General features: G+C 48.2%; 13 protein-coding genes. 1 reads left to right on the top strand and 12 read right to left on the bottom strand.

From position 1 onward, the window contains the following. The first annotated feature begins 58 nt into the window (after positions 1-58). A complete protein-coding gene (locus H1230_RS10960; protein ID WP_239715499.1) occupies positions 59-931 on the top strand; it encodes an SDR family NAD(P)-dependent oxidoreductase in 873 nt (290 codons plus the stop codon). 90 nt (positions 932-1,021) lie between these two features. Here H1230_RS10960 and H1230_RS10955 read toward each other — a convergent pair whose 3' ends face one another. The 12 genes from H1230_RS10955 to H1230_RS10900 all read right to left on the bottom strand — a co-directional run bounded on the left by H1230_RS10955 (position 1,022) and on the right by H1230_RS10900 (position 14,466). Then, on the bottom strand, positions 1,022-1,648 hold the full coding sequence (locus H1230_RS10955; RefSeq protein WP_239715498.1) for a DUF1349 domain-containing protein: 627 nt from the start codon (positions 1,646-1,648) through the stop codon (positions 1,022-1,024). Positions 1,649-1,666: 18 nt separating this feature from the next. Next, a complete protein-coding gene (locus H1230_RS10950; RefSeq protein WP_239715497.1) occupies positions 1,667-3,352 on the bottom strand; it encodes a CocE/NonD family hydrolase in 1,686 nt (561 codons plus the stop codon). 32 nt (positions 3,353-3,384) lie between these two features. Continuing rightward, positions 3,385-4,713: an ABC transporter substrate-binding protein gene (locus H1230_RS10945; RefSeq protein ID WP_239715496.1), complete on the bottom strand. Its 1,329-nt coding sequence runs from the start codon at positions 4,711-4,713 to the stop codon at positions 3,385-3,387. Between the two features lie 78 nt (positions 4,714-4,791). Continuing rightward, positions 4,792-5,679 carry a carbohydrate ABC transporter permease gene (locus H1230_RS10940; RefSeq protein WP_239715495.1) on the bottom strand — a complete coding sequence of 296 codons (888 nt, stop codon included), beginning with the start codon at positions 5,677-5,679 and terminating at the stop codon, positions 4,792-4,794. After that, complete coding sequence (locus tag H1230_RS10935; RefSeq protein ID WP_345773414.1) at positions 5,679-6,554, bottom strand: carbohydrate ABC transporter permease; 876 nt, start codon at positions 6,552-6,554, stop codon at positions 5,679-5,681. Before H1230_RS10935 ends, H1230_RS10940 begins: the two co-directional genes overlap by 1 nt. 30 nt (positions 6,555-6,584) lie before the next feature. Then, positions 6,585-7,487, bottom strand: coding sequence for a VOC family protein (locus tag H1230_RS10930; protein ID WP_239715494.1), 903 nt, complete (start codon positions 7,485-7,487; stop codon positions 6,585-6,587). Then, positions 7,484-8,326, bottom strand: a complete 843-nt coding sequence (locus H1230_RS10925) for a BtpA/SgcQ family protein (RefSeq protein ID WP_239715493.1) — start codon at positions 8,324-8,326, stop codon at positions 7,484-7,486. The genes H1230_RS10930 and H1230_RS10925 overlap by 4 nt, the downstream gene beginning before the upstream one ends. Before the next feature lie 19 nt (positions 8,327-8,345). Beyond that, positions 8,346-9,125, bottom strand: coding sequence for an HAD family hydrolase (locus tag H1230_RS10920; RefSeq protein WP_239715492.1), 780 nt, complete (start codon positions 9,123-9,125; stop codon positions 8,346-8,348). A gap of 22 nt (positions 9,126-9,147) precedes the next feature. Next, on the bottom strand, positions 9,148-10,761 hold the full coding sequence (locus H1230_RS10915) for a gamma-glutamyltransferase family protein (protein WP_239715491.1): 1,614 nt from the start codon (positions 10,759-10,761) through the stop codon (positions 9,148-9,150). Positions 10,762-10,775: 14 nt separating this feature from the next. Further along, a complete protein-coding gene (locus H1230_RS10910; RefSeq protein ID WP_239715490.1) occupies positions 10,776-11,558 on the bottom strand; it encodes an SDR family NAD(P)-dependent oxidoreductase in 783 nt (260 codons plus the stop codon). Next, positions 11,555-13,129: an FGGY-family carbohydrate kinase gene (locus H1230_RS10905; RefSeq protein WP_239715489.1), complete on the bottom strand. Its 1,575-nt coding sequence runs from the start codon at positions 13,127-13,129 to the stop codon at positions 11,555-11,557. Before H1230_RS10905 ends, H1230_RS10910 begins: the two co-directional genes overlap by 4 nt. 38 nt (positions 13,130-13,167) lie before the next feature. Beyond that, positions 13,168-14,466 (bottom strand): Rieske 2Fe-2S domain-containing protein, encoded by a 1,299-nt coding sequence (locus H1230_RS10900; RefSeq protein ID WP_239715488.1) that lies wholly within the window; start codon positions 14,464-14,466, stop codon positions 13,168-13,170. Positions 14,467-14,502 lie beyond the last annotated feature (36 nt).

Here is a 14,502-nt window from a genome sequence, read left to right as displayed (position 1 = left end):
ATTGTTGGTTTAGCAACGCAAGCTGATTAACTATCAATTTTCCATGGAGGAATAATTAATGACAACCCCACCAGGCCATCGAACCGCCCTTATCACAGGCGCAAATAACGGAATTGGACTTGCGATAACTCGGAAGCTGCTGTCTGACGGCTGGCAGGTCATTGCTCTCATCCGTTCCGCATTCCCCGAGGACGATACTTCAATTAAGGAGGCACTACGCAACAAGCAGCTGCGATTCTATAAGGCAGAACTAACCGACTTCGACAGTTTGCAGCTTGCGCTCAAGCAGATCACAGCAGAAGTAGACAAGATTGATTTACTGTTCAATAATGCGGGCGGCAGTCTGCCGGAATTAAGCTATTCCAAGCAGGGACGCGAGAAGCAGTTCGAGCTGCATACGGTCGTGCCTTATGTAATTCTAATGGAGCTGAAAGAGAAATTGCTGAGAGGAAACATGAAGACGGTCATAAACACCTCTACCAGTGCTTTTAAATATCTCAAAGAATTTGCTCCCGACAAGCTTGAGCGTCCAGAAGTATTCGTTAAGTTATACGGATCATATGCCACTTCCAAGCTGGCGCTTTCCTTATGGACCCGTGAGCTCGCCCCCCTGTTTGCCGCCGAAGGAATTAAACTATTGAGCGTGGACCCCGGAGCAAACAATACGCTGCGAAAAGGGAAGAAATCAGGTATACCGATCTATCTGAAGCCGCTGATGAAGTTCTTCTTCGCACCTCCGACCAAAGGTGCAACATTATTGTATGAAGCCGCTCTACAGGCAGACAAATATTCATCAGGTGTCTTCTTGGTCAATGGAAACGTTCGAGAGCTGAAGTTCATTGAACAAGGTCCGACCATTCTAGAGAAGGTGAATGCTATCTATGAGCGGGAGTTCGCGGCAGTCAAAGTGGAAACGCCTATATCCTCATAATAAATCCCCTGAATTTAATTGGGTAGCCCCTTAGGGACCCATGTAAATTCGGGGGATGTTATATAATTCACACTAGCTTTGAACGCTTATCTAATGGGCTCTAACTGCACCATCCACCACGCGGACATCCTCATTCGTATTCACATAGATATCCAAGGAATCAACAACGGCCTTACATTCTACACCAAACGGAGCTTGAACGACTACACCTACCTTTACCTCTTGGGGAACATCTAGCTGAAAGTAGCGTACGATCATCCAATCTATGCCATCCTCTGAATAATGAAAGGCAAAGCAGTTGCCAAATCTCGCTAGGCGAAGCCATGGATCAGGAACAGCCACCTGTCGCGAGACGCAATCATCTGATCTTCCGCGTGTAATAACCGTAACGATCGAAGGCTGCTTATCCATATATTCGAAGCAAATTTTGGCCCAATTCTGCTCGTCCTGCCACATCATCAGACAGGCTGAGTCACACTGTTCTTTCATTACTACACTTAGCTGCATCACGGCAGTAAAATCGCCTGTGACTGGCGTATACAGAAAGGGCGCTGTGGATACATTACTGCTCGTTGCCGGATCATTAAAAAAATCAGCGGCATGCGGGGCGGTGATGGCAATTGACTTCTTCTCAGTGATGGACCATTCCTTAGGCTCGTTCATCCATGCCCAGCCATTTCCAGGAAAATCCGCTAAACTCTTGATCGTTTCGCTCATGTTTGGTCTCCAGTCTTGTCATTCATTATAGAAAGGGATAACCACACGGGATGGAAAGGCTTCACCACAATAAATGGATTGGTTAGCCACTTTCGCAGTTTGCTGTTCCGCCCATGGACCTTCCGCATTCAAATGTGCATGATAGGCCGGGAAGTTGGAAGAGGAAATATCAAGACGAAGTCTTGAATTTCTCCCCAGCTTCCAGGTAATCGGCCATAGTTCAATCCCAACTTCCTGAATATCTCCGGCTGTATAAGTCTTAGGTCTTACTGAGCCATTGCTGTAGGCCAGGCTAGTAATACCATCCCTAATGTTAAAGGCCCTTCCATCGGGCAACAGCTCCATGAGGACAGCCGTAAAGGCAGTATCTTCAGCGTCAGAGCTAATATACAGATAAACCTTGATCATACCCGTAATCGTTAAGTCCTCCGGCAAAGGCATTGAGATGAAGCTTATCACATCTTGCCGATACCCGGGAGAAGGCTGAAGCACGCTTGCCGCTCTAGAAGCATCAGGCGCTCCTGATAAGTATCTTAACAGTCCTGCTCCGCCTACAGTTGGAACAGGATGGTACGGATCATATCGAAACGATACTTTAGCGGATTCAGCAGTAGGATACTCCATCAAAGCGCCGCTGTCTACAGTGGCCTGACTAAAGTACCATACCTGCTCCCTTGATGGAATGATCCAGCCCTCCCACTTCTTCCAGTTTCCATCGCCAATGACATAGGTCTCTCCACAACCTTTGGCTTGCGCGTAATCCTCGCCCTTCAGATAATGATTGAACCATTCCAAGGCTTGCAACAAAGGATTAATCTCACTGTGCGGATACTCCAGATCTCCTGCGCTCTGCAGTGAATGAACCCAAGGGCCGATAATGTACCGGCTCTTGGCTCTAGTCTCTTCCGGAAGCTTCTGATAATCGCGCAGCATGCCGTCCAGGTGCTGATCAAACCAGCCATCCATCATCAGAACAGGAGTCTGAATATGGTAAGGCTTTTGCTGCATCTCCGCCCAGAAGCCTGTGCTCCAGTATTCATCATCAGGACTAACATTAGTAATCCAGTCCCGATACCAGGGAAGTTCCTGCCCAAATAACCGGATATCCATATCTATATGAGGACGAACGGAAAGAGCTGTCTGAAAAAGTTCCTCAGCCGAATACTTCTCCAGCCTCCCAACACCAGCGTTATTAAGCGCCCAGCCTGTGTACACATCATGCCGGAACATTCCGTTCATATAGTTCTGTCTATAGCGTTCTGTTGTAAAGCCGGAAATGACCAACGCCTTCACCTCAGCAGGCAATTTATCAGCTACAACCCATTGAACGGCACTCAGGTAGGAATCACCATACAAGCCAATATTTCCGTTCATCCATACTTGGGACTTTAACCATTCCAGCGTGTCCAGTCCATCTGCTTCCTCATTGACAAATGGCGACCATATTCCCTCTGATTCACCCGTTCCTCGACAGTTCTGCAACACTGCCGCATAACCATACCGTGTCCATAGCTTAGCGGTCAGCTCAAGATAATCCAGCATGCCGGGATAATGAAAGCGGATCAAGACCACCGGCCAGCCTAATAATGCCTGCCCAACAGGTGTGTATACACGGGTCATCAGATGCTTGCCATCCCGCATCTCCACATACAGAGACTCTGAAGCGCCGTATTCATGGGTAGCGGGTGGTAAGCCTTTTTCCAATTGAGCTATGATCTTCCCGATACTTAACATCTTTATTTATCTAATTTAACCCAGGAAGCCTGGAATTCTTCAAGCACCTGTGTTCTGTTGATTTCCCCAGCAACCCACTTCTGCAGAGTAGAGCCCCATTCTGTGGACAAGCCTTCCGGATATTTATTGTATTCAAGTCCCAACGTCTTTCCTTCATCTATATACTTTTTGATGTCGGTTCCGAGTGGACCCAATTTCTCTGCATTACTAGGCATTGACTTAAAAGCTGGAATATAGGCGAACTCTTCAGTAATGAGACGTTGACCCTCTTTGGAGGAGCTTAGCCAGGTTAAGAATGATTTAGCGGCGTCTTTGACTTTGGAATCTTTATTAACCAATAAATATGTCGAAACGCCTACGAAAATCTTGTCATTCAACACTGCGTCATCATTAATCGGCATCGGCATCACACCTACATTAATATCGGGGTTAGCAGCAAGTACGAGGGGCTGGGAGCATCCGCAACCGTTGGTGATGGCCCCCTCTCCATTGGCGAAATCCGTAACCATAGTCATGTAATCGATAGAAAGCGGCTCTTTGTGGGCATTCTTAAACTCAAGTTCGAACAAATTCAACCAATCATCAAACAAGGGAGCCTTCGGGATCGTGATCGCGCCAGAGGAAAGATCGGCAAAGAATTGATCCGGATCAACCTGCTTGGCAACGGGGTTATTCGCTTCAAAGACACCCGGTGTGTACCATTCGCCAAAAGGAGTAATAAATGGAGCAATGTCAGCGGCTTTCAATTTACTCACAACTTCCTTCAAAGCTGTAAATGTTGTGGGCAGCTCAGTGATTCCAGCTTTGGCAAAGAGATCTTTATTGTACATAAATCCGTAACCATCGATAGATAATGGAAATCCGTACAGCTTGCCATCGATCGACGCCCCATCTGATGCACCGTCCACCACATCGGATACCCATGGCTCAGCAGACAAATCTTCAACTCGTTCACTCCAGAGTTCAAAGTCTTTGTATCCCGCAGATGAGAAAATATCCGGCCCTTGTCCAGAGGCAAACCTAGTCTTCAGCGCAGCTCCGAATTCACTGCCCATCGTCAAGTCGATTTGCAGATCTACATTTGGGAATTCTGTTTCATATTCCTTTTCCAATACTTTAAAGGATTCAACAGACTCGGTCTTATTCAATAAGAGCTTTAGAGTTACTTTCTCACCCGAGGCTGGCGCTGCACTGGCCCCCGTATTAGTAGAAGCACCAGTGGTACTCGTGGCACTGTCATTACTAGCGACATTGGTCGAACATCCTGCAACTACTACCATCACTGCCGTACATAACGCCGCAACCTTGAACAGAACCTTCGATTTACCCATGATTAATGCCCCTTGAAATATGGTTTGGTACAGATTATATAGAAGAGTCAGCTGCGTTCTTCAGGACAGAATTTATTGTTATCCTTTGATGCTTCCGCTCGTGATTCCCTCGATGAGCTGGCGCTGTAGGAACAGAAAGAACAGGGCAGCCGGCGCCATCGCCATGACCATTGCAGGTAAAGCCAAATCCCATTTTTTCATATACTGTCCAAACAATGTATTGATAGCTACGGGTATTGTTTTGAGATCTGGATTCTGCAAGAGAAGCAAAGGTAAGAGAAAATCATTCCAAAACCATAAGGTATTGAGCATAACAACTGTAGCTACGACCGGCCGAAGCAACGGGAACACGATCCGGACAAACAGGGTGTAGGGGTTGCAGCCGTCTATTAAAGCAGCTTCTTCAATTTCATACGGCAGTGATTTCACAAAACCATGGAACAGGAAGATCGAAAAGGAAACACTGAAACCCCAATAACAGACGACGATACCGAATATTGAATCCATCAGTCCGATTTGCCGAACAATCATCACCAGCGGAATCATGACCGCCTGTAAGGGAATAATCATGGATGCCACAAAGATGGCAAACATAATATTATTGAATTTATATTTGCGCCGCACCATCTGGTGGGCCGCCATCGCCGAGAAGACAACAGCACCTGCATTACTAAAGATGGTGATGAGGAGAGAGTTAGATAAAACCTTGGGGAAATCGAGAAAATTCCAGGCTTGCACATAATTATTCCACATGATTTGTTGTGGAAAAGAGATCATGTCGCTTAGCAATTCATTCATCGGTTTCAAGGAGTTGGTCAACACAATGTATAAGGGAAACAGATAGGCAATGGCGACGATGCCGATTGAAATTTCTAGCCAGCCGATACGGATCCCGCGAGGGCGAGACACTGAATCATTGATCAAGCTTGTACGGATTCTCCGGGATTGCGTTAAAGATGCCCTCATCAAGCCTCCACCTCCTTGCGTTTAGTTAAATAGGCTTGAATAGAAGTGATCAGGGCTACTGCGATAAAAAAAGTGACCGCCTTTGCGGAGCCTAAACCAAAATTACTATTGCGGAAAGCCTCATTATAAATGTTCAAGGTCACGAATTCAGTGGAACGAAAGGGGCCGCCATTGGTCAGGGATATATTCAGGTCGAATATTTTGAAGGCTACATTGATCGTCCAGAACAGACATACTGTGATCGAGGACATAATAAGTGGCAGCTTGATCCGGGTCAATATCACCCAGGTACTCGCCCGATCCACTTGCGCTGCTTCCAGAAGTTCCGTGGAGATGCCTGACAAGCCTGTGATATAAATAACCATGACATAGCCCATGCCTTGCCAGACGCTTACGATCACCAGTGCCCAGAAAGCTGTCGTGCTGTTGCCAAGCCAAGGAATTCCAAACAAAGTCCAACCTGTTTTCTCGCCAATTAACTCAAAGCCTTTGGTGAAAATAAATTGCCAGACGAAACCCAGAACCAAACCGCCCAATACGTTAGGCAAGAAGAATGCCGTTCTATATAGGTTGCGATAGCGCAGTTTCCGGGTTAAGAGGAGTGCTACTCCAAAACCCGCGATGTTCATTAACAATGTGATCACCACTGCGATCCGAGCGGTTAACCAGAATGCGCGGAGAAAATCAGTATCCTTGAGCAGATACTTGTAATTGTCCAGACCGACCCAGGAATGCCCTATGGAAATCCCGTTCCAATCCGTCATAGAGAAATAAATACCGTAGATGAAAGGGAAGAACACGACGATTGCAAAGACTATGATTGCCGGCCCCATAAAAACCGTTTGCCGCAGTCCTTCTGCTGTTTTATTCCTCAAAAGTATCCCTCCCCCGTAACCTGACGTTTCTTATAAAATCGGACAAGTGGTCAAGCGTACCTGTATTCCATTGAGATCGTGAAAGTACCAACCATCTCCGCGGGTATCCACGGCTATATCCTGTTTCTCCAGCTCATTGATAATTTCTTCAATATGTCCGGGATCGGGATTAACAATTGTGTAGTGCGACAATCCGACCGCGTTCTCCGGTGGTGAGGGGGCATTAGCCCCTGCCCATATATTCAATCCCAAATGATGATGATAACCTCCGGCGGAGATAAAGACCGCCGAGGGTCCGTAATGGAGCGTCGGCTGAAATCCGAGAAGCCGGCTATAGAAAGCTTCGGATTCGACTACATTTCGAACATGCAGGTGGACATGTCCCATCTTGGTGCCACTGGCCATACCGCTCCATGTCTCTCCTCCCGCCTCACCTAGCAGGCTGTGCAGATTTAGCGGCTCGGCACTCATGTGAATCTCGCCACTACTCAGCATCGTCCAGTCTTCTTTGGGCCGATCCCAATAAATCTCAATGCCATTGCCATCTTGATCAGACAGATATAAAGCTTCGCTTACATCATGATCGGCAGAGCCTGGCTGAACGTTCAGATCCAGCAAATGCCGTAGTACAAGGCCAAGATCCCGTCTGGTTGGCACAAGCAGAGCAAAATGATAAAGACCCGCGCAGCTCTGTTCCGGCATAATGATGGCATCAGCAATTTCCTCCAATACAATCAGGGGATGAATGCCGTCTGCCGTTAAGCGGACCAGACCGTGATACCGGTTCAGAACCTCAAGTCCAATGACTCGGGTATAGAATTCAACGGATTCCTCCATATTGCTGATCTTCAGTTGGACGGAACCCATTTCTGTACCAGCATGCGTCGTCTTGTACCTTGCCCCGCCCTTCACAGCACTATGGACGTTCTTCAAGGCTGCTGTACCGCTTCTACTAGAACGCCACTCGAAGCTCGAAAGCTTTTCACTTTATCCATGAACGCTTTTACCCGCCGCTCATCTACCGCATTCTCAAATTTGCCGTCATATTTGAAGGTTGTCCCTACCACTGCTCCATCTGCAATACTCAGCTGTTGCTCCAGATTGTCCAAGCGCATGCCGGTGTTCGCCAGCACAACCGTCCCTGGAACTTTGTCTTTGACCCGTTTCAACACCTCAGCATCCGTCTCTGCTCCGGCTGTCAGGCCGGATACACACAGCGCATCGGGGCGGTTGTTGAACACCGTAGATCTGGCAATGCTCTCAATATCCCGTCCGGCCAAATATTGGGCCGCTTCAGGCACAATATTGAACAGCAGCTTAACATGGGAAGCACCGACCTGTTTCTGATGGCGGATGGTCTCTCCTACGTTCGTGTTCCATAGACCGAAGTCACTGGCATACACACCTGTGAAGATTTCCCGAACAAACAATGCGCCTGTAGCAGCAGCCAGATCAAGCGACTTCTTGGCATCCCACAATACATTCACACCGAAGGGGATTCGGATATCACACATGAGCTCACCGATGATCCGAGCCATCGCAGCCACCGTTTCGGTCCGAACATCTGTCAGATAGGGGAGACTGAATTCATTGGAGAACATAACTGCATCCACTCCGCCGTTCTGCAAAGCCAGCAGATCTGCTCTTGCAGCTTCCAAGACATAAGCCATTCCTTTTTGCTCATCATAGTGAGGATCTCCAGGTAATGCCTGCAAATGGCACATCGCAATAATCGCCTTTTCCGTGCCAATGATTTCCTTTAACCATGTCATAGGATATCTCTCCCTGTAGTCAATTTTTAGGTCCATCTTCCATGGTGATAAGCTTAATTTCTTCCAAGGATTCGATAATGCAGCTTGCATAAGGCAACATTTTCCGCAACATGTCCGGCTCATCGGGTATACCGATGCCTATACAGCCTGCATCGCTGGCCATCTGCATATCTGCAAATGAATCGCCAATCATGAGAATTCGATCAGGAGTAACACCCGTACGCGTTGAGATCAGATCGAGCATATCCGTATGAGGCTTTCCTCGTAACACATCAAACGGAGTAATCACAAACTGCAAATCAGCAAATTTTGCAAAATGATCTACCGACTGCCGGGTCCGTTCATATTCATCCGAAGTGGCGATCCCAAACGGAATTGAGGCTGTATTTAGTCTGGTGAAAATATCTGGGAAACCCGGTTTCGGCTTCAAGGCGCTTATAACATCAAAGGTACGATCCGTACTATCGAATACGTTAAAAGATGATTGTCTGGACTCGCCCCAGTCTTTGCCAGTGTATTTATGAATGAGTGCTGCTGTTATGATTACTTCTTCCCCGGGAGGTGCCAAGGCGAAAATCCCATTGGAGTTCACATGATGAACGACACCCTGATCCTCCTCTATTCCAAATAAACGGCACCACTCCGCCAGTCCTTCCGGCCCGATCCATTCTGCTAACGCCTGCATTCTGCATTCCGCGAGACCTTTCCAGAAGTACTGGGAATCAAAGAGCAGACCATCTTTATCGAACACGACCAAATCTGCTTCAAAGAGCTTGCTTCCTATTTGAAAAAAAGCCAACGCGCTCACTTCCTTTATGAAACTACCAAGTGGCTACAACTCCGTCTGTCCGTGGATCCGTTCCTCCGCACAAGACGCCGGTCTCTGGATTGCGCCAAATAATTTGCCCTCTGCCGAATAATCCGACATTGTCTTCTACCTGAAGCTCATGACCTCTTGCCCGAAGGGAATCAGCCAATTCTTGCGGAAAGGAAGCTTCGATGATGACTACTTTATCTGACTCCCATCTCCATCTCGGCACATCCAGCGCAGCTTGAGGATTCAGATGATGATCGATACTATGGAGCAGAACCTGCAAATGCCCTTGGGGCTGCATGAACGCCCCCATGACTCCGAAGGGACCTATTGCTTGGCCCTGTTTGGACAGAAATCCGGGAATTATCGTGTGATATGTTCTTTTGCCGGGCTGTAGACAATTGGCATGGTCGGCGTCCAAAGAAAATGTATGGCCGCGATTATGAAGGCCAATGCCTGTACCGGGAACGACGAGCCCAGAACCAAACTCCATATAATTACTCTGAATATAAGAGACCATATTGCCTTCGCTGTCGGCTGTCGCCAGATAGACGGTGCCGCCTTGCGGGACTGGTAGCGACATTGGAGTCAAAGCTTCATGGGTGATGCGGCTGCGCTTCTTGTCGGCATATTCCTTGGAGAGCAAATATTCAACCTGACTCTTTCCCATATGCTTCGGGTCGGTGATACTCCACAGTCCGTCTTCAAAAGCGAGCTTCATCGCTTCGATCTGACGATGGTAGAATTCCTCTGTATCTGCTGGTGGAGCTTCGATCCCTTTTAGAATATTCAAAGCCATCAGCGTAACAATTCCTTGACCATTCGGTGGAATCTCCCATACTTCATAACCTTTATAGGTACTGCTGATCGGCTGGACCCATTCTGGCTTATAGTTCGCCAGATCGGATTTGCGCAGGTACCCTCCAGTTTCGCGGGAGAACGTATCGATCACATCAGCCAATTCTCCGCGGTAGAAGGATTCACCCTCGCTTGCTGCAAGCTTGCGCAAAGTATCGGCATGCCCTGGAGAGGACCAGATTTCACCTGGTTCAGGAGGACGGCCTCCCGGAGCGAACAGATCATACCAAGGTTTGAACAACTCACCTTGCATGTGCTCAAGATATTCCTTAAACGCTTTTTTCCAGAAAAAACTCGTTGTAGGGGAAACCGCAAATCCTTCCTCTGCATATCGAATAGCAGGTTCAAGCAGTTCATGGAAGGGAAGTCGGCCAAATCGCTTCGAGAGCGCCGCCCAAGCAGAGGGGACTCCTGGAACAGTAACGGGCGTCCAGCCAAAGATCGGCATTTCCGTCAAGCCCTCTTGTCTTAAGCTTGCTGCCGAAATACCTGCAGGAGCGGGGCCGCTCGCATTCAATCCGTACAGCTCATCCTTCATCCAGACCAATGCAAAAGCATCTCCACCGATGCCATTGGAACACGGCTCAACTACGGTGAGACAGGCTGCAGTAGCAACGGCAGCATCTACGGCGTTCCCGCCTTTTTTTAACATATCCAGTCCGGCTTGTGCAGCAAGACTTTGGGAAGTAGCTACCATTCCATTTCTGGCGTACACAGCCGTTCTTCTTGAAGCATTAGGATAGTGCGCGGCATCAAACCTCATCTTCATTCCCCCACTTATAACAGATCTGCTCCACCCGTAATATTCAGCGCTTCGCCCGTAATAAAGTCAGCATCTTTCGAGGCTAGAAACCATACTACCCTTGCTACATCCTCCGCTTCTTCAAGTCGGCCCAGTGGGGTCATACGAATGTACTCTTCCCGTACTTCGTCTGGAGTCATCCCGCGCAGCTCCGCTTCCCATTTCAATTCACGGCTCTGCATGCCGGTGTTAACGAATCCGGGGCATACACAGTTAACGGTAATGTTGTACGGCGCCATCTCGATCGCAGCACTCTTCGTAAAGCCGATAACCGCCCATTTGGAAGCTGCATAATGAGCTAGTAGTGGAACGCCGCGCTTGCCAGCCATAGAAGCGGTATTAATGATCCGGCCTTTCTTCTGTTCCTTCATATAAGGGTAGACGGCCTGTGTACAGAGGAAGATTCCTTTGATGTTGACATCAAAATTAAAGTCCCACTCTTGCTCCGTTAAATCCTCAATCCGGTTCATGGTGGATACACCTGCGTTATTGATCAGAATATCAATTGCTCCGTACTCCTCATGGATGTCTGCGAAGGAGGATAACACGCCCTCTTTCTTCGTAACGTCAAGACTGCACACGCTATGCTTCTGACCTTCATCTACATTCAAGAGAGACAATGTCTCCTTGGCGGACTCCACATTCATATCTGTCACAACGACAATCGCACCTTCTATAGCCAGTCGCAACGCTATGCTTCTGCCAATGCCGCTTCCTGCACCGGTCACTACTGCCGTCTGTCCTGATAATCCCTTCATGCCAGTTCCTCCTTAGCGTCATCTCCCGCTCCTGCAGGATCGTTCCAATGGGTGTAGAATGCATTGACCTTGGTAAATTGCGGTTTCAATGTCGTATATAATGCGCGGTAAACGTCATAGGCCTTATCGTAGACTTCGGCGTGTGACGGTTGCGGCTGGAAATCGCGGTAAACGTTCAGGAAACGATTGATGTCATCCCATTCTTGGTAGAGCCCGGCAGTCTTCCCAGCCAGAAAAGCGACACCTAGTGCCGATCCCGGATGTGCGGGATAAGAACGAATATCCGCATTCAGCACATCGGCGGCAATCTGACACCAGAAACGGCTTTTGGCTCCACCATTCGTGGCCAGTATTCGCTTTGGCTCATAGCCAAGGTCACGCAGCACTTCAATATGATGCCTGAAGCCGTAAATGACTGATTCCAGCACAGCGCGGAAGATATGCCCCCGATGATGGGAAAGACTGAGGCCGAACATCACTCCGCGAGCTTGGGGATCAAAGATCGGCGTCTTCTCGCCCAGAAAATAAGGGAGAATCACCAGCCCGTCCGAACCCGGCCGCACCTGCTCCGCTTCTTCATCCAGATTCTTGAACAAATCAGGGGAGTCATCACGCAGGAATTCATGCGCATACCATTTCACTAGTGAGCCACTGGAAGCCATACAGCCATTTAACAAGTAAAAGTCCGGATGGACATGATAATCGAAAAAGAGTTGAGGCGATGGCGCAATTTCATCCATGCAATACAATATATCTCCCGCGCCGCCAAATTTGATTAGCAGGTCACCCGGCTCTACAATTCCTGCAGCCAATGTCGAAGCTACATGATCCGCGCTGCCTGCAATGACCGGAATTCCAGCTTTCAGTCCGGTTAACCGGGACGCTTCTTCCGATACCATTCCGATAATCTCAGCGGATTCATATACCGTGGGCAGCATGTCAGCAGAAATCTCCAGCCATTTCATATGTTCATCCAGCCAAGTACGGGTGCGAATATCGAACATCCCGCTCTCGACGGCCCAATTCATCTCCAAAGACTTTGTTCCTGTAAGCCTATAATTGATGTAATCATAAGAACCAAGCACCGTACGCACCTTGCTCCAGACTTCCGGTTCATGTCGTTTCACCCAGAGCAGTCGCGGCAGTATATGTTGCTGATTCGTATAACCACCAGTCTGAGCGAACAATTTCAATTGATCAAAAGTCTGGTTTACTTCTTCTATTTCAGAAATCGCCCGGGCATCATTTTGTTGAATGGTATTACGCAGCGGCTCGTTGTCAGGACCGAGCAGAACAATGGCTGGAACCATACCGCTAACCCCAATCGAAACAATATCATCCACAGCCGAGGGGAAAGCTTCAAGCAGTTCGTGTACGGCCTTAATAGTGTTGCTCCACCACACAGAAGCATCTTCTTCCGCCCAACCGATAGAAGGGGACATCAGTTCATGGGTAGCACTTGTTTGAAAGACAATTTCCTGCTCAGACAAAAGAATGACCTTGACGGCTGTTGTGCCAATATCTATACCCAGTGAATAAGATGTCAGTGTTCTCACCTCGTTTGCATGCATTTTTGTCGCCTAACGGCTAAGTGCTGTATTTATATAGTTCAATTCGTTTCTTCAGCGAATTGAGTTTCCGGTTTGATCGGCGAGAACATCGGATCTAGCGGACAGGCCTCCTTCAAGGGGATTCCTTTAGGTACTACGACCCCTTCACTGAATATCTTGTTGATCGGGATGGAAGGATCTAGCCCAATCGGTGGTTGACCTTCTTCAACCAATTTAATGCTCTTCAGCATCATCCGGCGCAGCGCCAGCACACCAACATCACTGGTTCCAAGATGCTCTTGGGAACGGTCAACGATAGGTCCCATGGTTTCAGTGATCGCATGGTCCTGATTGCTGATTCCAAGAATCCCAGAGAAGCTGTCCTCCTTCATCAATTCGCGATCCTGCTTATAATTGTTATCTTTGTTGTAAATTTTCCGATGGTTTTCATCAACCCACAGACCTCGGCGCTCACGCTGCGTATCATGATTCAGAGCACGCTCCAGTGTGAAGTGAACATCATAGGACCAAGTCGTAGTGTCATCGATAGGAACGTAGGCATGGAAGAGATGATCCTCCTCTGGTACACGCGGTGTAAACGCGAAGCTTGGCATCAGAACCGGCGCTTCCAGAATGAACTGGTGATCCTTGTCAGTCTCGCCGACGAACATATTGCGGAATCCATAGTTAGTCATCTGCACAGAGAGCAATGGGTTCTTCGAGGTAACCAGTGGGTGGGAAGGATTAATTCCCAGTTCTGTGCTCAGAGCCCCTTCATTAAAATTCTGTTCCTTCAGAGCCAGATGGGCAAAAGCGGCATGCATATAGTCAATTTCATTCTCCCAGATTTGCAAGTAGTTGCACTCCTGATACACCTTGGCGACCATACGGTGCGTGGCGGGTAATGCAGTCCATATAAAATCGGGCACCGGTGGCTGCAGTTCTGCAGGTCCCATATAAGTCCAGACGATTCCTCCGGCTTCGTGCACCGGATAACTCTTCTGTTTGATCTTCTCCTTGAACTTGCTATAATCCGGTTCGGATGGCATGTTCGTGCATGCCCCTTCCGCATCAAATGCCCAGCCATGATAAATGCAAGTTAAGCCGCAGTCATCATTGCGTCCAAGCTTCAGCGAGGTTCCACGATGGGGGCAGAATTCACCTAGAAGTCCTACCTTACCTTCCGGGTTGCGGAAGCCAACCAGCTTCTCATTTAGTAATTTAACCGCTAAAGGTGCCCCTCCTGATTCCACTTCTTCGGATAGAAAGGCGGGAATCCAATATCTTCGGAATACAGAACCGGTCGGTGTTCCTTCACTTACCTGAGTGATTTTTTGGTTATCTTCTTTCGAGAGCATTTCGTTTACCTCCCTTAATTGTCACCTGTTCGCTTA

Origin of the sequence: Paenibacillus sp. 19GGS1-52 (assembly GCF_022369515.1) — a bacterium.
Taxonomy (GTDB): domain Bacteria; phylum Bacillota; class Bacilli; order Paenibacillales; family Paenibacillaceae; genus Paenibacillus_AQ.
This window is presented reverse-complemented; position numbering and strand designations above follow the sequence as displayed.